21 protein-coding genes and 1 pseudogene are annotated in these 20,992 nt (G+C 44.0%); 14 read left to right on the top strand and 8 right to left on the bottom strand.

All coding sequences use genetic code 11. The features are described 5' to 3' along the window. The first annotated feature begins 51 nt into the window (after positions 1-51). Positions 52-897, top strand: a complete 846-nt coding sequence (locus tag JI665_RS17490) for an STAS domain-containing protein (RefSeq protein WP_206841590.1) — start codon at positions 52-54, stop codon at positions 895-897. 41 nt (positions 898-938) lie between these two features. Here JI665_RS17490 and JI665_RS17495 read toward each other — a convergent pair whose 3' ends face one another. Continuing rightward, positions 939-2,627 carry a hypothetical protein gene (locus tag JI665_RS17495; RefSeq protein WP_206841593.1) on the bottom strand — a complete coding sequence of 563 codons (1,689 nt, stop codon included), beginning with the start codon at positions 2,625-2,627 and terminating at the stop codon, positions 939-941. 200 nt (positions 2,628-2,827) lie between these two features. Between JI665_RS17495 and JI665_RS17500 the strand changes: the two genes are divergently transcribed. From JI665_RS17500 to JI665_RS17520, 5 genes and pseudogenes are all read left to right on the top strand, one after another. Further along, positions 2,828-3,226 (top strand): GNAT family N-acetyltransferase, encoded by a 399-nt coding sequence (locus JI665_RS17500; protein WP_206841596.1) that lies wholly within the window; start codon positions 2,828-2,830, stop codon positions 3,224-3,226. Positions 3,227-3,322: 96 nt separating this feature from the next. Next, positions 3,323-4,147 (top strand): annotated as a pseudogene (locus JI665_RS17505) (MBL fold metallo-hydrolase). A gap of 58 nt (positions 4,148-4,205) precedes the next feature. Next, entirely contained in the window at positions 4,206-4,745 is a 540-nt protein-coding gene (locus JI665_RS17510; RefSeq protein ID WP_206841599.1) for a DinB family protein, read from the top strand. Continuing rightward, positions 4,742-5,263, top strand: coding sequence for a signal peptidase I (gene lepB / locus JI665_RS17515; RefSeq protein WP_206841603.1), 522 nt, complete (start codon positions 4,742-4,744; stop codon positions 5,261-5,263). The genes JI665_RS17510 and lepB overlap by 4 nt, the downstream gene beginning before the upstream one ends. A gap of 97 nt (positions 5,264-5,360) precedes the next feature. Continuing rightward, positions 5,361-5,957 carry a histidine phosphatase family protein gene (locus JI665_RS17520; protein WP_206841605.1) on the top strand — a complete coding sequence of 199 codons (597 nt, stop codon included), beginning with the start codon at positions 5,361-5,363 and terminating at the stop codon, positions 5,955-5,957. 38 nt (positions 5,958-5,995) lie between these two features. On the opposite strand, the gene JI665_RS17525 is transcribed toward JI665_RS17520, so the two are convergent. Further along, positions 5,996-7,255 carry a sensor histidine kinase gene (locus JI665_RS17525; RefSeq protein ID WP_206841608.1) on the bottom strand — a complete coding sequence of 420 codons (1,260 nt, stop codon included), beginning with the start codon at positions 7,253-7,255 and terminating at the stop codon, positions 5,996-5,998. Between the two features lie 255 nt (positions 7,256-7,510). Here JI665_RS17525 and JI665_RS17530 point away from each other — a divergent pair, with 255 nt between their 5' ends. The 4 genes from JI665_RS17530 to JI665_RS17545 all read left to right on the top strand — a co-directional run bounded on the left by JI665_RS17530 (position 7,511) and on the right by JI665_RS17545 (position 12,756). Beyond that, positions 7,511-7,984, top strand: a complete 474-nt coding sequence (locus JI665_RS17530; protein ID WP_242069088.1) for an ArsR/SmtB family transcription factor — start codon at positions 7,511-7,513, stop codon at positions 7,982-7,984. Then, positions 7,985-9,262, top strand: coding sequence for an MFS transporter (locus tag JI665_RS17535; RefSeq protein WP_206841611.1), 1,278 nt, complete (start codon positions 7,985-7,987; stop codon positions 9,260-9,262). Positions 9,263-9,397: 135 nt separating this feature from the next. Further along, positions 9,398-11,485 (top strand): catalase, encoded by a 2,088-nt coding sequence (locus JI665_RS17540; protein ID WP_206841613.1) that lies wholly within the window; start codon positions 9,398-9,400, stop codon positions 11,483-11,485. A 407-nt stretch (positions 11,486-11,892) separates the two neighbouring features. Beyond that, entirely contained in the window at positions 11,893-12,756 is an 864-nt protein-coding gene (locus JI665_RS17545; RefSeq protein ID WP_206841617.1) for an AraC family transcriptional regulator, read from the top strand. 42 nt (positions 12,757-12,798) lie between these two features. Here JI665_RS17545 and JI665_RS17550 read toward each other — a convergent pair whose 3' ends face one another. After that, entirely contained in the window at positions 12,799-14,313 is a 1,515-nt protein-coding gene (locus JI665_RS17550) for a glycine betaine uptake BCCT transporter (protein WP_206841620.1), read from the bottom strand. A 141-nt stretch (positions 14,314-14,454) separates the two neighbouring features. On the opposite strand from JI665_RS17550, the gene JI665_RS17555 reads away from it, so the two are divergent. After that, on the top strand, positions 14,455-14,919 hold the full coding sequence (locus JI665_RS17555) for a DinB family protein (RefSeq protein ID WP_206841623.1): 465 nt from the start codon (positions 14,455-14,457) through the stop codon (positions 14,917-14,919). Positions 14,920-15,015: 96 nt separating this feature from the next. Next, complete coding sequence (locus tag JI665_RS17560; RefSeq protein ID WP_206841638.1) at positions 15,016-16,239, top strand: MFS transporter; 1,224 nt, start codon at positions 15,016-15,018, stop codon at positions 16,237-16,239. A 35-nt stretch (positions 16,240-16,274) separates the two neighbouring features. Here JI665_RS17560 and JI665_RS17565 read toward each other — a convergent pair whose 3' ends face one another. Then, positions 16,275-17,231, bottom strand: coding sequence for a calcium/sodium antiporter (locus JI665_RS17565; RefSeq protein ID WP_206841654.1), 957 nt, complete (start codon positions 17,229-17,231; stop codon positions 16,275-16,277). A gap of 104 nt (positions 17,232-17,335) precedes the next feature. Then, positions 17,336-18,058, bottom strand: coding sequence for a DUF3784 domain-containing protein (locus JI665_RS17570; protein ID WP_206841657.1), 723 nt, complete (start codon positions 18,056-18,058; stop codon positions 17,336-17,338). A 101-nt stretch (positions 18,059-18,159) separates the two neighbouring features. On the opposite strand from JI665_RS17570, the gene JI665_RS17575 reads away from it, so the two are divergent. Both JI665_RS17575 and JI665_RS17580 read left to right on the top strand, forming a co-directional pair. Continuing rightward, complete coding sequence (locus JI665_RS17575; protein WP_206841659.1) at positions 18,160-18,384, top strand: hypothetical protein; 225 nt, start codon at positions 18,160-18,162, stop codon at positions 18,382-18,384. Positions 18,385-18,454: 70 nt separating this feature from the next. Further along, positions 18,455-19,063, top strand: coding sequence for an exonuclease domain-containing protein (locus tag JI665_RS17580; RefSeq protein WP_206841669.1), 609 nt, complete (start codon positions 18,455-18,457; stop codon positions 19,061-19,063). Positions 19,064-19,103: 40 nt separating this feature from the next. Here the strand turns inward: JI665_RS17580 and JI665_RS17585 are convergent, their stop codons facing one another. Genes JI665_RS17585 through JI665_RS17595 form a run of 3 tightly spaced genes read right to left on the bottom strand, consistent with a single transcriptional unit; the run spans position 19,104 to position 20,788 of the window. Further along, positions 19,104-20,357, bottom strand: a complete 1,254-nt coding sequence (locus JI665_RS17585; RefSeq protein ID WP_206841691.1) for an ATP-binding protein — start codon at positions 20,355-20,357, stop codon at positions 19,104-19,106. A gap of 48 nt (positions 20,358-20,405) precedes the next feature. Then, complete coding sequence (locus tag JI665_RS17590) at positions 20,406-20,600, bottom strand: YwbE family protein (protein ID WP_206841694.1); 195 nt, start codon at positions 20,598-20,600, stop codon at positions 20,406-20,408. Beyond that, positions 20,600-20,788: a hypothetical protein gene (locus JI665_RS17595; RefSeq protein ID WP_206841697.1), complete on the bottom strand. Its 189-nt coding sequence runs from the start codon at positions 20,786-20,788 to the stop codon at positions 20,600-20,602. Before JI665_RS17595 ends, JI665_RS17590 begins: the two co-directional genes overlap by 1 nt. Between the last annotated feature and the right edge of the window lie 204 nt (positions 20,789-20,992).

Below are 20,992 nucleotides of genomic sequence, written 5' to 3' on the forward strand. Positions count from 1 at the left end.
TCAGTTAAAATAATTATTATGAAATAAAAGTTCGGGTTAGGGGAGTCGGGCATGCATCGTAATCATGATCTATATCAATTTTTTCTGGAGAAAACATGGAACTTAACAGAAGAATGGTATAAAAATGTGAACAAAGAAGAAAGCGGCGGGATTTATACCTCGGAAGACCCCGCTGTCATTGAAAGCGTAAAAAAGCAAAATTACGAATTTCACAAGCAGTTCTCCGAAGTCTTCCATAAAGAAGAAGAAGCGTTCTTTCATGATTTGGAAAGCTGGATTGTTAAAGTGGCGCAGGATGATGAACACCTCCGCACGCCATTAGAGATGATCCTGCAGGAGTTCTTTAACACCCAGGAACAGTATTTGAACCTGCTTGAGCAGTTCGTTGAATCCAGCCAGGGCCAATATGATGAAAAACAAATTGCACTATGGCGCAGGATCATTATTAGAACCATTGGTGAAGTGGTTACCTGGTTCACGGAAGAGTATAATAATCATTCCCAAAAGAGGCTGCAGGCTCAGCAGGCTTTAATCCTTGAACTCAGTTCCCCGGTCATTTCTTTAACAGAAGATATCGCACTACTGCCGCTTGTCGGGGATATTGATACGGCACGTGCAAAAAGCATGCTTGAAAATACACTTCAGCAATGCAATAAATTAGGCGTCAACCAGCTGTTCCTTGACCTTTCAGGAGTAGTCATGATTGATACCATGGTAGCCCATCAGCTATTCCAGCTGATAGAAGCGCTAAGCCTGATCGGCGTAAAGACCACAATCTCCGGCTTAAGACCGGAAATTGCCCAGACCGCAGTCCAGCTCGGTTTGTCATTTGATCACGTCAGCATCAAATCCACGCTATCCAGTGCCATTAAATCAGCCAACATAATTGCAGGATAATAAAAAACACGATGAAGAGTGCCTTCATCGTGTTTTCTCGTCTATTCCAATCCTTTGATATTCATTTCCTTTACAGGCAGGAATGCCTCACCTGTATCCAGATAGTTCACGTCCACCTGATCGCCTTCCTGCAGATAGATGGCCATCGGGACGGTTTCAGATGAAACCACATAGCTGTGGCGGTTATCCAGCAGGAATGATACGACTGTGAATTCACCGGATTTCTCCTTGTACACCCGAAGAACAGTGCCGCTAATCTGTTTTTCCTCTGCTTTCGAGCTTCCGTCTACAGTGCCTCCTCCTCGCTGCAATGCGGTTTTATATAGACGCAATGCTTCATTTGGCGTCGTCCCGTAAGCAGATATTTCCGGATTGGCAGCTGATACAATAAAGTAGTTCTGCAGGAATCCATTTGCATCAAGCACAGGCGTCAGCCAGCTCGCTTCACCGTAAAAGTTATACAGAACAGGCATTTCGCCGCTCCATTTCTTCTCGATGAATTTCTTCTCGATAATCTGGAGGGCACCTTGCGAATCCATATAAGATTCCTCAAGGCTGCCTGTAAAGAAGGTCGCTTCGCCTGTCCTAGAATTTGTCAGAGAATAGCCAAGCATCGAATCGACGCCTTCTTTTGGACTTGTAAAATCAGTAAAGTAGTACATGTCGCCATTTTCATCAAAAATCGGACTCACATTGGCTTCCGTTCCTTCATCCGATGGAAGCCTTACATCTGACTTTCCGAATTTACTGTTCCAGAAGCCATGGACATAATTCCCGAAATAGCTGTTCTGCAGACTGACCGTTTCAGGAGATACAGCTCCATCAATAAAGGCCGGTACATCTGCAAGTTTATAGGACTTCGTCTGTCCATTAAGCGGGTCGACCATGACCACCCCTTGAACATCAAAGCCATTTCTCGCCGAAATAAACTCTCCATATGAACGAATATAAAACGGCTTTCCGTCGTCATCCACTTCCAGCTGCACATCTCCATAAAAAATGGCCTGCGGATACTGCATCCGGATATGGCGCTCAATATTTTTATTGAAGTAAGAGGATGGTGTATACACCATATCGCTTTTCACAAACTTTGGATTAGCTGAGGAATCAGTCGCGCTGATTGTAAAATAGCCAGGTGTTTTATCTCCATTCCACCATTTGAAAAAGCCCGAAAACTCTACAGGCGCAATATAAACATATTCTCCATTGACTTTCTGGATCTGCAGGCTGCCAAGTTCATAATAGCTCGTGTTCGGAACCTGCCCGAAAGCCTTCTTCATCTTATTTCGCGCAAACTGCGGCGGCATGCTCGCCGGTGTTTCTTTTTCATCAAACGTCTCAATCTCCGTTTTTTCATTCATTTTGGCACTTTCATATTTATCATCTGCATTGAATAGAAAAGCTGTCAGAAAGAAAATCCCTGCAATCAGACTGACGGCAAACACACCCGTTTTGATCATTCGTTCTCTGCCTGTCGCGAGAACAGCTCCAATTAATGCTGCGATAACTGCAAACAGCCACAGGCTGGTCAAGTTACGGTCCAGATTGGTGAAGTAATACACGGCAAAAACAAGCAGCACAGAAACAGCGGCTGTGCCGGCCATGATCCCCGTCCCCAGCTTCCTGCCTTCCTTTTCCTTTTTCTTAGCCTTCGCTTTATAGCTGAACGGAATCAGCAGGATAGAAATCGCCAGTCCGGCAATCAGTGAAAAAATAAAAATATTTCCCATAAGAATCTCTCCTAAAATAAGTTCGTTACTATTTAATACGGGCGGCAGATAAAAAAGTTTCATAAAGCAGATCCTCGTTTCGTACAACGTAATGTAATAGAAAGAATCTTGTGCATCCAAGGTGCATACCCGTTAAAGAACAGGATTTTTCCGCCTTAAGCCAGAATAGGATTAGCCTTCCATTGTTAAGGAGATTTTTTATGATCAAATATGAATTTGCCATACCGGATAAGAATCAATTATTTCAGTTATATGAAAATGACGGCTGGAATAAATTTTTGAAGCTGCCGAAAGAAAAACTGCATAAGGCGATGGAGCAGAGCTGGCTTGTGATCAGTGCCTATGATGGAGAGTGCCTGATCGGGACAGGGCGCATTATTTCAGACGGTGTGATTAATGCCTATCTTTGCGGATTAATCGTTGATCCAGATTATCGCAGCCAGGGCATCGGCAAGGAAATGGTGCGAAGGCTGGCAGCAGAGTGCGCTAAGGCACTGCTGCATTTACAATTGCTGGCCGAGGAAGAGAAAGCCGGGTATTATGAAAAGCTGGACTTTGAGGTTTTTACATTGGGTTTAAAGTATAGGTCTTCAGACTAAAGTTGTAGCCGGTTTCAGCCGGAACGGCGATTTAGCGAAATGTTTTCAGCATTAAAATGGCTAATATAACCAGTATTAGAAATGGAGGCAACACTTATGGAAAAATATATATGCAAAACGTGCGGAACGCAATTTCCGCCATCGGCCCATCAGCCTGAAAGCTGACCAATCTGCATGGAAGAACGCCAGTACGTTGGACCCCGCGGCCAGGAATGGACAACATTACATGAAATGGCGGAAAGCCAAATTTATACTAATGAAATAAAACAGGAGGAGTCCAATCTTTACAGCTTGAAAACAGCTCCGGAGTTTGCCATCGGCCAGACAGCCTATCTCGTTCAGCATAATGGATTTAATCTGATGTGGGACTGCATTACCTATCTTGATGAGCACACGATTGAAACCATAAAAGAACTAGGCGGAATGGACGCGATCGCATTGTCCCATCCACATTATTATTCAGCTCAGGTGGAATGGGCGGAAACATTCAATGTGCCGATCTATATACATGAAGACGACAGGGAATGGGTGATGAGGGACAGTGAACACATCATATTCTGGAGCGGAGAATCGCTCAAACTTCATGATGGCCTGGTCATCCACCGCCTCGGCGGCCATTATAAAGGCGGTGCTGTCCTTCATTGGGAAAATGGGAATGGGGGCAAGGGCATTATGCTCACCGGCGACATCATTCAAGTTGTCGCAGACAGCGGGTGGGTCAGCTTCATGTACAGCTATCCGAATCTCATCCCGCTCCCGGCTGAAACAGTAGAACGAATGGCCGGCAGAATAAAACCGCTATCATTTGACCGGATTTACAACGCATTTCACAGAGTTATAGAAAAAGAGGCTGACCTTGCAGTACAGCGGTCAGCTGAACGCTATATTAAAGCAGTCCAGGGCAAGCTTTTTCAAACCTAATAGTGGCTCTGCAAACAGATATTTAGTAAAATAAGGTAATAGAATGGGAGGGAATACTATGTTAAAGAAGCCTGAATCCAATGAGTATGCACCCTATTATGAAAAATATGTCAGCTCAGTGCCGGCTGGGGATCTGCTGCAGACCCTCGATGAGCAAATAAAGGAAACGATGAATCTGGTAAAAGACCTGAATGAAGATCAGGCTCATTTCCGTTATGCCCCGGAAAAATGGACAGTTAAAGAAGTCATCGGCCATATCACAGATACCGAACGCATCATGAGCTACCGCCTGCTTTGCATTGGCAGAGGGGAGATGGCCATGCTGCCGGGCTATGATGATAATGAGTATGTGAAGAATGGTCAATTCAACCGTTTCAGCATCCAGGAACTATTAGAGCAGCTGTTCTTTGTCCGCCAAAACACGATTGCTTTACTAAAAAGCCTTGATAATGAGGCACTGCTAAGGAGCGGGAATGCGAACGGCACGGAAGTAACCGCCCGTGCCATTGCCTTCATTATTGCCGGCCATGAACTTCATCACCGCACCTTAATCAAAGACAGGTATATGGGTGCAGAAAGCTTTGGTGGAACACATTGAATAAGCATGAAATAGCAAGCTGGCTGAAATCCCTTCTAATTGCCTTTGGAATCGCAATGGTGATCAGGGTCTTCCTTTTTTCACCTTACTATGTGGAAGGAGCCTCCATGGATCCAACCCTTCATGACGAGGAAAAAATATTCGTAAATAAATTTGAAGAACTGGACAGAGGAGATATTGTCATCATTAAGGGCGAAGAAAAAAATTATGTTAAAAGATTAATAGGTTTCCCCGGCGATGAATTGGAAATGAAAGATGACCATCTGTATATAAACGGCAAGCAATGGGATGAAGACTATCTCTCAGAAAATCGCGAAGCAGCAGAAGGAATTGTCAGCAGACTGACCGGTGACTTCGGCCCCCTCACTATTCCGGAAGATCACTATTTTGTGATGGGCGACAACCGCCTTGTCAGCCTGGACAGCCGAAATGGGCTCGGATTTATTGAGAAGGAACGAATCATCGGCGTCAGCGAATTTGTCTGGTATCCTTTCACAAGCATAAGAAAAGTAGATTAGCTTCAGGAGCGGCAAGCACCGCTCTTTTTAATTAGATAAGAGATTCGACTATTTTTATAAAATAACAATCAAATGAAAAGAAAGGACGTGTGTACAGATGACAAAAATTGGATTGATCAGACACGGGATTACAGCCTGGAATAAGGAGGGACGGGCACAGGGCAGCTCGGATATCCCTCTCCATAGGGAAGGGTTGGCTGAGGCAGCACGCCTGGCAGAACGGCTTGGCGAAGAAAGCTGGGATGTGATTTACTCAAGTAATCTCATAAGGGCAAAGCAGACTGCAGAAGCCATCCAGGAGAAAATCAGTTCCATCCCCCTTTACCTCGATCCCCGAATAAGAGAAGTCGGCGGCGGGATGATTGAAGGTACAACCGAAGCAGAGCGTCTTGAAAAATGGGGCAAAGACTGGTGGGAAATGGACCTCGGTTTTGAGCCGAAAGAAAGCATCATTAATAGAGGACTTGAATTCCTGCAGGAAATTACAGATAAGCACCCGGGCGAAAACGTGCTGATCGTAAGCCACGGCTCCTTCATCCGCCATCTGTTAAGAGAACTGGTGCCGCAGACAGATCTGTCCTCCCCGCTGAAAAACACATCCGTCACAAAGCTTTTGATCAAAGAAAGCCAGTGGGAATGTGAGCTGTATAACTGCACGAAGCATCTTGAGGTGAAGCGGATAAAATCATATTAAGCCAGTAAAAAAACAGCAGGATGCCGCTGCTGTTTTTTTCATTCATTATGTATCTCCGATTTAAAGTTCGGAAAAGTAAAGCTGAAAATGGTGCCTTTACCGACTTCGCTTTTGACGCGAACATTGCCATCCATGGCCCTTACAATACTGAACACGACCATCATTCCGAGGCCGGTCCCTTTGGAGCCTTTGGTGGAATAGTAGGGTTCGCCTAAACGCTGAAGCTGATCGGACGTCATACCGACACCGGTGTCTTTTATTTCGATCGTGATCTGGCTGCTGCTATAGTGCGTTTCTATGTATAATTGCCCGCCGCGCGGCATGGCTTCAATTGAATTTTTTATCACATTCAAAAAGCATTGGTGGAATTTCTGCCGATCACCTTTAATCGATCCGAGAAGGGCAAAATGGGCATTGATCTCTACGGAATTCTGGTTGGCGGTCGGTTTTAATATATTCATAACTTGCATCAGTTCTTTTTTTACATTAATTTCTTCGATCTTATCTAAGGATGGCTTGGAAAAGGTTAAATAATTTTGAATGACCTGCTCAGCCGATTCCAATTCGGCTTTTACGATGCCCAAATACTCAACCCTTTTTCGTGGCGGCAGCCGCTGTTCCTGCAAGAGCTGAACAAATCCGATTGCAGCCGTCAGCGGATTGCGAATTTCATGTGAGATGGCTGCTCCCATTTGCTCGACAGCTTCAAGTTTTTCTGCCCGGACGAGATTTTCACGTATATCCAGATTTCTTTTGGCAAACTCAAATACATATGAAATCATGAAGACGCCTAATGGCGGAATCACCAGGTAGGCAAACCAGGCATCAAACCGATTCTGAGGGGGCACCGATAATTCCATAACCACAACAGTCAGCACACTTAAAATCAGGGTAACGATAATTGAAAGGCGAATCCTTTTTCGCGGCACCTGCTTCCAAAACCAGGGATAGAGCCTCCAAAGAATAATTCCAAGGGGCAAATATAAAAGAATATTAGAATAAAACCCAGGTTCTATTCCATAAAAACTTCTCATCAAAATTACAGACCCGGCCAATACGGGGCCAATACCCGCATATAAACCGCCGATGATGACAGGTATTAATCGTAAATCAAAAAAGTAATGCGGGCTTGGCTGATAGGAAAATTGAAAGCATATCCAGATCATAAACAAAAGCCATATAAATGAGCAGCCTTTGGAAAACCTGAATTTAGAGCTCTTTTCTGCCCATACCAGCACAATAAACAAGATGACGATCAAGAGCGATAGATTAAAGAAAAAATGCTTTGTGATTTCCACCGTTTCACCTGCCTCTTTGTGAGGTTATAAGAAAATTCTATATTGTTTTACTATTTATGACAATACTCATTTGCTTTTTTTATATAATATTGTCAGAAAATACGAAATTGTGGAGGGCGGGACAAAGAATTCCTGTAAAAAGATAAACTGTTATAACGGATTTGTATTTTTATTTATTTTAAAAAAATGTATCATTCTAATTTTTTAGAACGTATAATAAAATTAGAATGTATGAATTAGAAAGGGTGAACTAACTTGGATTTAATCAAGAAAACGATGGAGATCAATCTTGAACAGCAGAAGCTGATATCCAGCCCGTTAAGGATTAAAATTATATATCTTCTCGCTAAAAGTCCCATGACAGCCAAACAGGTTGCCGAAGAGCTTGGGAAGTCTGCGGGAAGCATTCATTACCATATTCAGCAGCTTTATAAAGGCGGAATACTCGAGATTGAGGAGACGAAAGAAAACAGGGGAATTATCGAAAAGTATTACCGTTCAAAAGCGACCCAATTCAACTTGAAAGAAAGCGGACAGGAGAAAGGAGAAAGCTGCAGCACCATGGGAATAAACATCTCTCTCACAGAAGAAGAATTAAAGGGATTTCAGGACGATTTTTATGATTTGATGGTTAAATACATGGAAAAGAGCGTAAAGGGAGCTCTAAAGCGCAATTCTTATGAGGTTTCCTGCAGCTTCAAATTGCTTGATTCCGAGGAGGAAGAATAGATGGAAGCACAGATTAAAAGAAATTTAACACTGTTTCTGGCAGGGAAATTGACAGCGGTGCTCGGTTCGTCCATTTACGGCTTTGCCATTGGCTTATATATCCTTGCAGAAACAGGGTCCAGCCTGAATTTTGCCATAACCCTCATTCTTAGTGCACTGCCAAGAATCCTGCTTTCCCCTGTTGCGGGCGCACTCAGTGACAGATGGGACCGCAAAAAAATCATCATTATTTCCGATTTTGCCTGTGCAGTCTGGCTTATCGCCATTTTGCTGCTCTATCTTTTGGTCACACAGGAAATCTGGCTCCTTTACACAGCCACAGCCGTTTTAAGCATTTTGAATACCTTTTATTCAGCGGCAGTCACTTCAGCGATTTACAACATGGTCGGTCCTGATACTCTGCAAAAAGCGATGTCACTCAATCAGGCCGCAGCTTCATCATCCGCCATCCTGGGGCCCGTTCTAGGGGGCGTCTTCTTTGGCATCTTTCATCTATCAGTCTTCATGCTTATCAACGTCATCGCCTTCACAGTCTCCGGCATCACCAGCTTACTTATTCAATACAATCTATTTGCAGAGAAAAAAGAAAAACCAGGAGAAAATGGGATGATCTACGATCTGAAAATGGGTGTTTCATATGTGAAAAATCAGCCGTTTATAAGACAGCTCATTATTATTAGCATCTGGCTGAATTTTTGGTTTGCGGTTTTTCCCGTCGCCATGCCTTATCTGGTTCTGACTGTGCGGGAAATGAGTTCACTCCAGCTGGGCATCATTGAAGGAGCCTTTTCCGTCGGTATGCTGATAATGTCGGTCGTTCTATCTGCCCGTCCCGAGGTAAAGAGAAAAGAAGTGACCATTTTTGGGGGCGTAATGGCCATGTCCCTTATCATAGCTCTGCTTGGCCTCCCGAATTTTCCCGGCTTAATGGGCATTTCAAACAGCATCATGTTTCCTTATTTAATAGGCATGGTCCTGCTGCTATCTTCAGTTATCATGGTAATCAACATTCCAGTAATGGTTCTGCTGCAAAAAGGCACGCCTGATGCCTATCGGGGGAGGGTGATGTCACTCCTTGAAACAGGGGCAAGTGCCATGACACCACTCGGCTTTATCTTTTTTGGGTTTTTACTCGAAAAATTTCCTGTCTGGCTCCTGCTGGCTGCATGCGGAGGCAGTATTCTGGTACTAATCCTGTATCATCTGCAAAAAAGGACCTTTATCAAGCTGCTGAGAGACACAGATCAGCCTAAAACAGAGATTAGCCCACATGCCTGAGAGGAAAGCGGTTTTTAGCTGCTTTCTTTTATTTTGCCGTTTACAGCCTTAATTCTGGGGTATTCCAACATATAGATACATAGTTTACATCGTAGCCAAGAAGCAATTGCTTCTTTATATAAGGAGGATGACCATTTGAAACAAGATCCGCAAAACAAAGGCGTAAATGAGCACAGTAAGGACAAGCAGCTTGAGGAGTTCCGCATGGATAACACAGGCAAGAAGCTGACGACCAATCAGGGAGTCAAGGTTTCAGAGGATGAGCATTCGTTAAAAGCCGGTTCCCGAGGCCCGACTTTGATGGAGGACTTTCACTTCAGGGAAAAAATGACGCACTTTGACCATGAGCGCATTCCTGAAAGGGTTGTCCATGCCCGCGGTTTTGGTGCACATGGCTACTTCCAGGTGTATGAATCCATGGCAGACTATACCAAGGCAAAGTTTCTGCAGGATCCATCCGTCAAAACCCCGGTCTTTGTCCGTTTCTCGACTGTTGCCGGTTCCCGAGGCTCGGCAGACTCTGTACGTGATGCCCGCGGCTTCGCGACAAAGTTTTATACCGAAGAGGGCAACTACGACTTAGTCGGCAATAATATTCCGGTATTCTTCATCCAGGATGCCATCAAATTCCCTGATCTCGTTCATTCATTCAAGCCGGAGCCGCATAACGAAATGCCGCAGGCCTCAACTGCCCATGACACATTCTGGGATTTTGCAGCCAACAATACTGAAACAGCCCATATGATTATGTGGACGATGTCAGACCGTGCCATTCCGCGCAGCTTCCGCATGATGGAGGGCTTTGGTGTTCATACGTTCCGATTTGTGAACGAGCAGGGCAAGGCGCGCTTTGTAAAATTCCACTGGAAGCCTGTTCTCGGAACGCATTCACTTGTCTTTGACGAAGCCCAAAAACTTGCCGGAAAGGATCCGGATTTCCACCGCCGTGATCTTTGGGAAGCCATCGAAATGGGGGATTACCCTGAATTTGAGCTTGGTGTTCAGATGATTGATGAAGAAGATGAATTCTCCTTTGATTTTGATATTCTGGATGCGACAAAGCTGTGGCCTGAGGAAATGGTCCCGGTTAAGATCATTGGAAAAATGACGCTGAACCGCAATCAGGATAATGTATTTGCAGAAACGGAGCAGGCTGCCTTCCATCCGGGCCATGTCGTACCCGGCATTGATTTTTCTAACGACCCGCTGCTGCAGGGACGATTATTTTCTTATACAGACACCCAGCTGATCCGCCTGGGAGGGCCGAACTTCCATGAGATCCCAATCAATCGTCCTGTTTGTCCGTTCCATAATAATCAGTATGACGGATACCATCGCATGACGATTAATAAAGGGCCGGTTGCTTATCATAAAAACTCTATGCAGAATAATGATCCAAGTCCTGCCACAGCAGATGAGGGCGGCTATGTTCATTATCAGGAAAAAGTCGAAGGACGCAAAGTTCGCGAGCGCAGCGACAGCTTCAAGGACCATTACAGCCAGGCGAAAATGTTCTGGAACAGCATGTCTGAAGTGGAAAAACAGCATATGATCGAGGCATTCCGCTTTGAAGTCGGAAAGGTTCAGAACAAAGAAGTGAAGCAGCAGGTTGTCGACATGTTCAGCAATGTGGATCATTTCCTGGCCGAGCAAATTGCCCTAGGAGTTGGAGCAATCGTGCCGGATGCTGCGAATGAATCGAAAGTGACGCTCTCTTCACCAGCATTAAGCCAAATGAACACAGCCAAATCACCTAAGACCCGAAAAGTCGCCATCCTTGCTGATAATGGCTTCAGCTATACTGAAGTCAAAACCGTAATGGAAGCCTTGAAAGGTGCTGGGATTATGCCTGAAATTGTCAGCAAAAACCTGGGTATGATCAAAGGAGACGGCGGAGAACTGGAAGTTATGAAAACATTTCTGACTTCACACTCCGTTATGTATGACGCCATCTATGTGGCAGGAGGAAAAGAAAGTGCCAAAGCTCTGAAAATGATGCCGCATGCAAAGGAATTCGTCAGCGAAGCCTACAAGCATTTTAAAACCATTGCTTTTGGCGGTGAAGGAGCCGAACTGCTGCCTGCAGAAGCTTTAAACCTGATGGGGCAATCCCAAACTCTTTCCGATATGGGAATCGTCGAAATCAAAAGCGGCGAAGCATCCGCAAGCGAGAATTTAATTAATAGCATTGCCATGCACCGTCATTGGGGGCGTGCCATATAAAATTGAAGCCAGCTGCCCGCTATCGGGCGGCTGGCTTTTTTTCTGATTCCCTGATAGATTAAGGACTGACCGATATAGCTGGAAACTGACCGAAATATTGGAGAAACTGACCGATAAAATCGAATAGTAACCGATAAATTAAAAATATGACCGATAAAGCTGATGAAGTGACCGATAAACGGAAAAATGTTCGGCCATCGTTGAGTTCGGCCGAAAAATCTTAAATTTTGGCCGGTATTTTCCTGATTAACTCTTCCCGCCAGCAGCCGCAACAAAATTTCCCCAATATGCAGGTATTCCCCTCCTTTAATAATAATTCTTTAATATCCACCTGCCAAAACAAAGCAAAAAATGACAGGAAGGCAAAAAGAGAAAAAGGTAGGATGAAATCAAGGGAGTGATCAGTAATGTCATGGATCGTATCGCTGCAGAAGGCGATTGATTATATAGAAGAGCACTTGCTGGAAGATGATCTTTCCATTGGGAAAGCTGCGGAGGCAGCGAACTCGTCCGTATTTCATTTTCAGCGTACATTTGCCATTTTGACAGATATGCCGGTCGGCGAATATATCCGGGGAAGGAGATTAACCCTCGCCGCACAGGACCTGGTCCTAACAGACCGCAAAGTGATTGATCTCGCCTATAAATACGGCTATGACACTCCCGAAGCTTTTACCAAAGCTTTCCGCAGGCAGCATGGCATGACCCCGACTGAAGCAAGAAACTTTTCCGGAAAGCTGAAATCATATAACCGCCTGGTGATCCAGGTGAGTCTGAAAGGGGCAGAACCAATGCAATATGCAATTGTCGAAAAAGAAGCTTTTCAAGTAGCAGGAATCAATAGGGAGTTCTCATTGTGCAATGAAGAGAATCTGGCCGGCATCCCGAAAATGTGGGATGAGGTAAATAGTAACGGGACCGCTGACAAGCTATTCATGCTGAATAATGGCGAAATTAAAGGGATTCTCGGCGTATGTGTCGATAAACGCAGCGCGAAGCCTGACAGCATGGACTACTGGATCGGGGCAAGCTTCAAAGGCGATAAGCCTGACAGCTTAGAGTGCCTGGAAGTCCCTGCCTCCAAATGGGCGGTGTTCGAAGTTCATGGCGCCATGCCGCATGCCATGCAAAAGACCTGGAAAAAAATCTTCTCGGAATGGTTTCCATCCAGCGGCTATGAACATGCCGCTGCGCCAGAGCTGGAAGTCTATTCTGCCGGGGATGCGTCCAGTCCGGATTATTATTCAAAGATCTGGATTCCCGTAAAATAAACATTAGGAAAACCTGCAGACGCTAGATCTGCAGGTTTTCTATTAAGACTTCCTCTTCGGAATTCTCCCAATCCCCAGCTCCTTCGCTTCTTTCTGCAGTGCCTTGATCAGACTGAAGGTCATTAAAGCCATGATAACGGAAAAAGGAAGAGCTGCTGCAATCATCGTATTCTGCAGCGCTTGCAGCCCTCCGGAATAGAGCAGGACCAATGAAATGGCAGCAAGCAATATACCCCAAACCATTTTTATCTTATTGCCAGGATGGTGCGAACCATTTGTTGTCATCATTCCTAATACATATGTGCCGGAGTCTGCAGAGGTAATAAAAAATGTACAAATGAGTAAGATGGCAATGACCGAAAGGACAGCTCCCATCGGAAAGTTCGAAAACACACCAAACAATGCTTCCTCAGTAGCCAATTCGGAAATTTTGGCAACACCGTTATGCTCTTGGAGCATTGCAGTTCCGCCAAATGTTGCAAACCATATGAAGCCTATCAGAGAGGGCACAAGGAGTACGCCGAAAACAAATTCCCGTATGGTTCTCCCTTTTGAAACGCGGGCGATGAAAATCCCCACGAAGGGTGCCCAGGCAATCCACCAGGCCCAGTAAAAAATCGTCCAGCCATTAATCCATTCCCTGACCTCTGGATTTAACGGCGCAATTCTAAGACTCATGCCAGGTAAATTCTGCAGATAGGACCCAAGAGTATTGGTGAACAGGTTAAGGATGAACAATGAAGGTCCCAGGAAAAAAGTGAGCAGAAATAGAACCGCTGCTAAAATCATATTGGCATTGCTCAGGATTTTGATGCCCTTACCAAGTCCGGACCAGGCGGATATCATGAAAAGAACCGTAACAATTACCACAATAATGAACTGGACAGTAATACTGACCGGTATGCCAAAAAGATAGGACAGCCCGCCGTTAATCTGCACAGCTCCAAATCCCAGTGTCGTAGCTACACCAATCACAGTCGCAACCACTGAAAGAATATCGATGATCTTCCCTGCAGCTTTCTGAGTATGTTCCCCTAAAATCGGCTTCAAAGTGGCACTTATTAAACCAGGTTCCCCATGGCGGAAGTTGAAGTATGCCAGCACAAGAGCCACAATGCCATAAATCGCCCAGGCATGGATTCCCCAATGGAAGTAAGTATACCTCATGGCATTCCTAATGGCCTGGTCCGTCCCTACTTCTCCGCCTGTCGGGGACCCGACCGCATAGTGATAAATCGGCTCAGCTGCACCCCAGAAAACCAGCCCGATCCCCATACCAGCGCTGAACAGCATGGCAAACCACGTAGGGCGGGAAAATTCCGGTTTATCATCCTGCTTCCCAAGCTTGATTCTTCCTAAAGGGCTGATTAAAAAATATAAACAAACAATGACAATAAACGAAACAAGTATTAAATAATACCAGCCGAATTTATCTGTGATAAAAGCCTGTACATTTGCTGTCACACTCTCCAGCGAATCCGGGACAAAAACACCGAATAAAACAAGCAATAATAATATGCCCACCGATATATAGAAAACCATTAAGTTCTTCTTCACATACAATCCCCTTTCTTCTGTTGCCGCTTCCTTTAGGATTAAATACATTGGAAGTAATTATGCGGCTGAAAAAGAAATTTGCAGGAAATTCCCATATGCTGACGAAATTCCATAGGTAACTGAACAAGGAGGTAAGAGATTTTGCTGACATTATTTCGCTATAACTGGCAAGTGCGTGATGAGTGGTTTGAATGGTGCCGCCAGCTTTCAGCCGAAGAGCTGAATGCCAATCGGACCGGAGGAGCAGGGGGCATTCTGGAAACCCTTTTCCATATCGTGGATGTAGAATACAGCTGGATTTGTGTTATTCAGGGCAAGGAAGTGAAAGACCCCCTGTTTTCGGACTATGATGAATTGAAAAAAGTAATGGCACTATCTGAAGAATACCGCAGGGAATTAGAAAGCTTTTTTAAGGAGGAATGGCCTGTTCCATTCAATGAAATGGTTACACCGCCATGGATGGAGGAGGGGCAATACAAAAAGGGGGACATCCTGAACCATGCCATTGCCCATGAAATCCATCATATCGGCCAGCTGTCTGTCTGGGCAAGAGAGATGAATCTAAAGCCGGTATCAGCCAATCTGATTGGAAGGGAATTAAATTAAATAAAGGGAATGGCAAATGAAAAGAAAATGTCCCGATTCTGTGCATTTTTTTGATATGCTCATAATTGGAAAAATCTAAATGTATTAAGGTGATCTATGAAACCATTTAATTGGAAAATGGCGTCCTTCCTGCTGACAGGGATTGGAATATCCAGACTGGGAGATTTTATTTACCTGATTGCTATTAATTTGATTGTCTATGACATGACCGGATCAGCTGCTGCTGTTGCAGGATTATGGATCATAGGTCCAGTCACTTCCGTTTTAACCAATTCATGGAGCGGAGGCCTGATAGATCGGAAAAATAAAAAGAGCATTATGATTTGGACGGACATGGCCAGGGCCATGGGGGTAGCTCTGATACCATTTCTGGGAAGCATTGGCTTCCTTTATGCAGTCCTCTTTCTAATCAGTATGGCGAAGGCTCTATTTATGCCGGCTTCTGCAACGTATATAGCCAAGCTGGTTCCGATTGAAAGCAGAAAAAGGTTCAACTCCATCAACAGTCTTGTTACTTCAGGCGCTTTTATCGTGGGGCCAGCCATCGCAGGCGGATTATTTCTGATTGGAACCATCGAAACAGCCATCTTTTTAAATGCGGCTTCCTTTGTCTTTTCAGCTGTCATCATCTGGGTGCTTCCGGATATGGATAAAGATTTAAAGTACCCTTCGGTACAAACATCTGCCTATGAAACGCTCCGGTATGATTGGAAGAAGGTCATCACGTTTGGCAGGAAAGAGGTTTTTATCATTTCTGTCTACGGGTGTTTCCTGGCATTCGGCTTGTTCTCGCTCGCAATGGATTCTCAGGAGGTTGTTTTTATCCAGGATGTTGTGGGGCTGACAGAAGCGGATTATAGTTTCCTTGTCAGCATCAGCGGGATTGGCTTTGCGCTGGGAGCTCTCTTTATCACCATCGTTTCAAAAATGCTTAGCATCAAACAGCTCATGGGCTTTGGCATGCTTTTGACAGCTGCCGGTTATCTGATTTATGCCTTGGCAAACTCCTTTATGATGGTAGTCATTGGATTTACTGTACTCGGCATTTTTAATGCTTTCTCAAGTGCGGGATACCAAACCTTTTATCAGAATAATGTGCCTGTGGAAATCATGGGCAGAATGACCAGTGTGATCGGTGTCATCCAAAGCTTGGCGCAGATTATACTGCTCTTTGGAATCGGGGTTCTCGGAGATCTGTTTCCGCTTCGCTATACGATTGTTATTTTAGCAGGCCTGAATTTAATCCTTTCACTTCATGTCTGCTGGCAGCTGCTGAAGCCAGGGAAGCAGAAGTATTTTTCAGAAACAACTTCCGCTTAAAAAGAAACGCCGGCCCAATCGGACCGGCGCTGGCATTAATTACGCATAATGATATAAATCAAATACATAATGTAAGAGGCTGCAAGAAAGCTGCCCTCATATTTTCCTACGGTATAATGGCTTCTTGAGAAGATGAGTAGCACAAAGGTGATTAAAATTAGAATCGTAATATCGATGAATATTTTTGGGTCTACAGGAAGCGGCGATATGGCAGCTGAAGCTCCGAGGACAAACAGGATGTTGAAGATGTTGCTCCCTACAATATTTCCAAGAGCTATCTCACTCTCTTTTTTTATGGCTGCGGCGACTGAGGTCACCAGTTCAGGCAGAGAAGTCCCGATGGCAACAATCGTTAAGCCGACCAATGTCTCACTCATTCCCAAAGAGTAAGCAATCTCTGTACTGCTTCTGACGACCAAGTCACCCCCAAAGATAATGGCAGCCAGTCCGGCAATCGTCAAAAGGCTTTGCTTCGTCCATTGGCCTGCGCTTGTTTTAATAGGATCAGCCTTTGTACTGCTTCGGCTTTCCCGGGCCACTTCAAATAAATAGTACATAAATACAGCAAAAATCAGAAGCAAAACGAGACCATCACTGCGTGAAACCACATTGCTGCCAATAGAGTTCAGATATGTATCGCTAATGAAAACCATAAGTGCTACAGTGGCAAGCAATGTGAATGGGATCTCCTTGCGGATGGTTGTGCTTTCCACTTTCAGGGGGAAAATCATTGCGGTAATACCGACAACCAATGTGATGTTAAAAATATTACTGCCCACGACATTTCCAATAGCCACATCTGCACTGCCATCCAGGGCTGCCAGAATGCTGACTGTGGCTTCAGGCGAACTTGTTCCAAACGCAACTATTGTCAGCCCGACCAGCAGAGGAGAAATCTTAAGAAATCCGGCAATTTTTGAAGCGCCATCCACAAAAAAGTTTGCCCCTGCTATCAAAAGGGCAAATCCAATGATTAGAAGAAAATATGACACTTTTTAAGGCACCTCCCATTTTTACTATGTTAATCCAATTATGGAATGAATTTTATAAACCTTCAACTAAAAGCCACCGGAATGTACACAGGCGGCTTCATTTGTTACTCCGCTTCTTTTTTGAGCTCGTCATACCAGCTCTGAGTCTCGGCGGCATCTTTGCTGTTAACAAATATCTGCTCATCTTTAAGCTCAATGTACAAAATGGGCATATGGTCTTTTTGGATGAATAATAGGCTGCTGCCATAACCAGTCACTTTAAAATGACCCTGTGAAAGGGTAGGGAGGCCGATGCCATTTTGTCTCCAGGTTACTTCAGGCATCACCTCCAATAATTGCACGGACTTAATATCTTCATAAGTCCATTCATTTCCGTACATCCCGGAGATTTCAAATGAATCCGCTGCTACTGCCATTTCATAGCATTTCTGACTGGAGACGGTTAGATAAACGAGAGGTCCAAGCGTTACGATGGAGAGGATGATGGCGATTACATAACTACGTTTTCTTTTGGCCGGCACTTCATATCTGGATAAGTAGATGAGTCCGCCAAGCAATACGAACAGCATGAAGCCGAATTGCGCTTCGGTTCCAAATCTGAATTCGGTAAACGATAGAGGCACAAGCATCAGCATTCCGATAGCGGTGCCGAAGAGCAGGCTGCCGATTTTTTGCGGATATTTGTTTTCTATTAATTTTTCCTTTTCTTCATCGGGCCGCGATGCAAATCCGGAAATGAGCCAGTAAGCCTTTTTGAATCTCACAGCCCATCCGAGAATCAGGAATAGCGCAATCACTGCAATCTGTGTAATGACAAGTCCGATCATGGTAAAAACCTCCTTACTATTCTTACGGAGAAAACCGCAGTTTTGTTTCGAATTTGGTATAATAATTAAGAAAGTTTCTTGAAATAAGGGGAGGAACATCCTTGAAAAGTAAAAATATTTTATTTTATATATTGCTTGCACTTATGCTGACTACTGTTGTCAGCATTGTCATGGGCTACCATACCTTCGGCTTTGGGGTAGGTTTTTTGTTTGCATTTCTGTCACTTTCCACAGGATATTTCTATTCCATGAAAAACCGGGAATATATGCATCAGAATTACCATGCCGACTATGTGGACCGCTTAAAGAACGATAAAAAGATCTAGGAGCGGTTCCGCTGGCATTCAGCACTCCTCTATTATATGCTTAATTTAAAATGAATAGAGGAGGCTGGCCATGAGAAACCAGGAAAAGATGGGATTGCTGCTGGATGTGGAGACAACAGGCCTTGGACCAAATTCCGATGAAATCATCGAACTGGCATTAAAGCTGTTTTCGTACCGTTCGGATACAGGGGAGATCCTTGATATTAAGGATAAAGCTGCATTCCTGCGGGAGCCCATCAGCAAATCAGCCAAAAACAATTACAGCCGTGCTTTCAGGGTCCACGGGATTTCTTATGAAGCTGTCAGCGGAAAATGCTTTGATGACATTGAAATAAAAAAATACTTCTTTCATGCCGATTCCGTTTTTGCTCATAATGCATCCTTTGACCGCAGCTTTTTATACCGGATGTATCCAAAAGACATCAACGAATTAAAATGGTATTGCACGATGAGAAGTGTCCCATGGAAGGAATACGGTTTTACAGACAGCAAGCTGCTGACGCTCCTTCAGTCCCACCAGATTGCAGAAAGCCAGACGCATAGGGCCATGGATGATATTACATACCTCTTAGAACTGCTGAAACAAACAAATCCTGCCGGAGATTTCTATATGCGTGATGTTCTGGCCAAAGGCCCGATGAGAAAATACCAGCCTGCCGTTCAGGGACGGATTGGCTAAAAGACAATACAGCAAAAGAGTGCACACAGGCACTCTTTTTTTATTCACTCTTAAGCAGGGGCAGTATGATTTTCACTGCCGTTCCCTTGCCAATATCGCTTTCATATTCAATCGTTCCGTGCATTTCTCGAATGATTTTGTTCGTAACCATGCTGCCAAGGCCTGTGCCCTTGGTCTTTGTTGTATAAAAAGGCAATCCGATATTCTCTAATTGCTCTGATGTCATGCCCCGGCCGTTATCTGCAATGGTTATTTCAACCGTGTTATGAAAATAATCAGCAGAGGTGAAAATATGAATCCTTCCTTTTTCAGGAACTGATTCTATTCCATTCTTGATCACATTCATGATGGCCTGTTTTAGGTGGTGTTCATCTCCCTGCACATAAAATGGTCCTTTATCCGCGTACTCAATCACCACATTGGAATAAGAAGCAAGCGGCCTCATGAGCAGTACGCAATCCTGAATCACGTCATGCAGGGGGACATTAGCCAGATGGAACTGCTCGGGCTTTGATACTTTTAAATAGTTCGTAATAATGCTATTTGTACGATCCAATTCTTCAATAATGAGCGGGGAAAACTTTTTTAAGCTCTCATCCGCTGTATCCTGGCTCAAATATTGAATGAAGCCCCTCACAGTGGATAAAGGATTTCTGATTTCATGTGCGATAGAAGCTGCCAGCTGGCCGACCATTGTCAGCTTATCCATATACATCATTTCACTGATCTGTTTATTCGTTCTGAAAAGGTTTTCGATTACAAAGATAAGGGCAATAAATGTCAGGTAAAATGCCGCGAAGTAAGTCAGGTAAAAGAATGTATCCAGAAAAATGACGGCGGTAGCAATGATGGATATATATAAGTAAAAATAAAAGAACAGAATGAATGAACCAGTCACCACCCGATGGCTGGAATTAAGAAACACTCGTCTTAGAGAAAGGGTAATCACAAATGCCAGAATGGAAACCAAAATCCCAATATAAATAAACTGGCCACCTATCAAATAGCGGGTAATGACGGTACTTAGCATCACTATAGATCCGGGAAGCCATCCCGTATAGAGCGTCACGATCATGATGGCGACCATGCGCAAATCAAAATGGGTTTCCCCCAGTGTTTCAATGGGATAAAACATGCACAAAAGTGCTCCGAATGAACCAAGAAGTCCGTAAATCAATTTTTGTTTAAGGGTAAGAGGGGTCTTTGTCTGATATGGAAAAAACAAATTCCCGTTAAACGTAAACGAAAAAAGTATTGTAATATTTACCAGTAAAGGCTTGATCAGTGTAACCAATAGTCTCCTCCCAGTATATGCAATTCTAGTGAAAGGGATCTGTCCCTATTAACGTAATATTTGTTTTACGCGGCCAACCTGACCATCTTCGAGTCTCACTTTTATACCGTGCGGATGAGAAGGTGACTTTGTTAAAATGTCTTTCACGATTCCTTCTGTCAGCACACCTGTCCGCTGATCCTTTTTAAGAACAATTTTTACTTTTAATCCATGCGCAATGGCAGCGCGATTCTGCCCTTCCATTACACACCTGTCCGTTTCCGCTGATTATTGGTCTTCTTTGTCTGCTGGCTTTTCATTGCTTTCGCCGTTTTAACCGGAGTATTATTGAACTTTCCGCCAGCCTGCTCTTGTTTCTTATTCAAAAGCTGCTGTTTCATTGCTTCTTTAAGGCTGATTTTTTTTCGTTCATTGTCTTCTATATGAGTCATGTTAGAGTCTCCTTTATTTACAGATCCCTCTATTATAAATCATTAAACAGTTAAAGGAAATTTCACAGAGTAATTATCTTTATACCTGTAACTTTTCAGAAAAATAAGTCTTTTGGACCACGAGAAATCCTATCAAACCATCCCTTATTCCTATTTAGAAAATACTGAATATTCTATACTATTTAGATTACAGAAATAGATTAT

The sequence above is a fragment of the Bacillus sp. NTK034 genome (assembly GCF_017303275.1).
Classification (GTDB): domain Bacteria; phylum Bacillota; class Bacilli; order Bacillales; family Cytobacillaceae; genus Cytobacillus.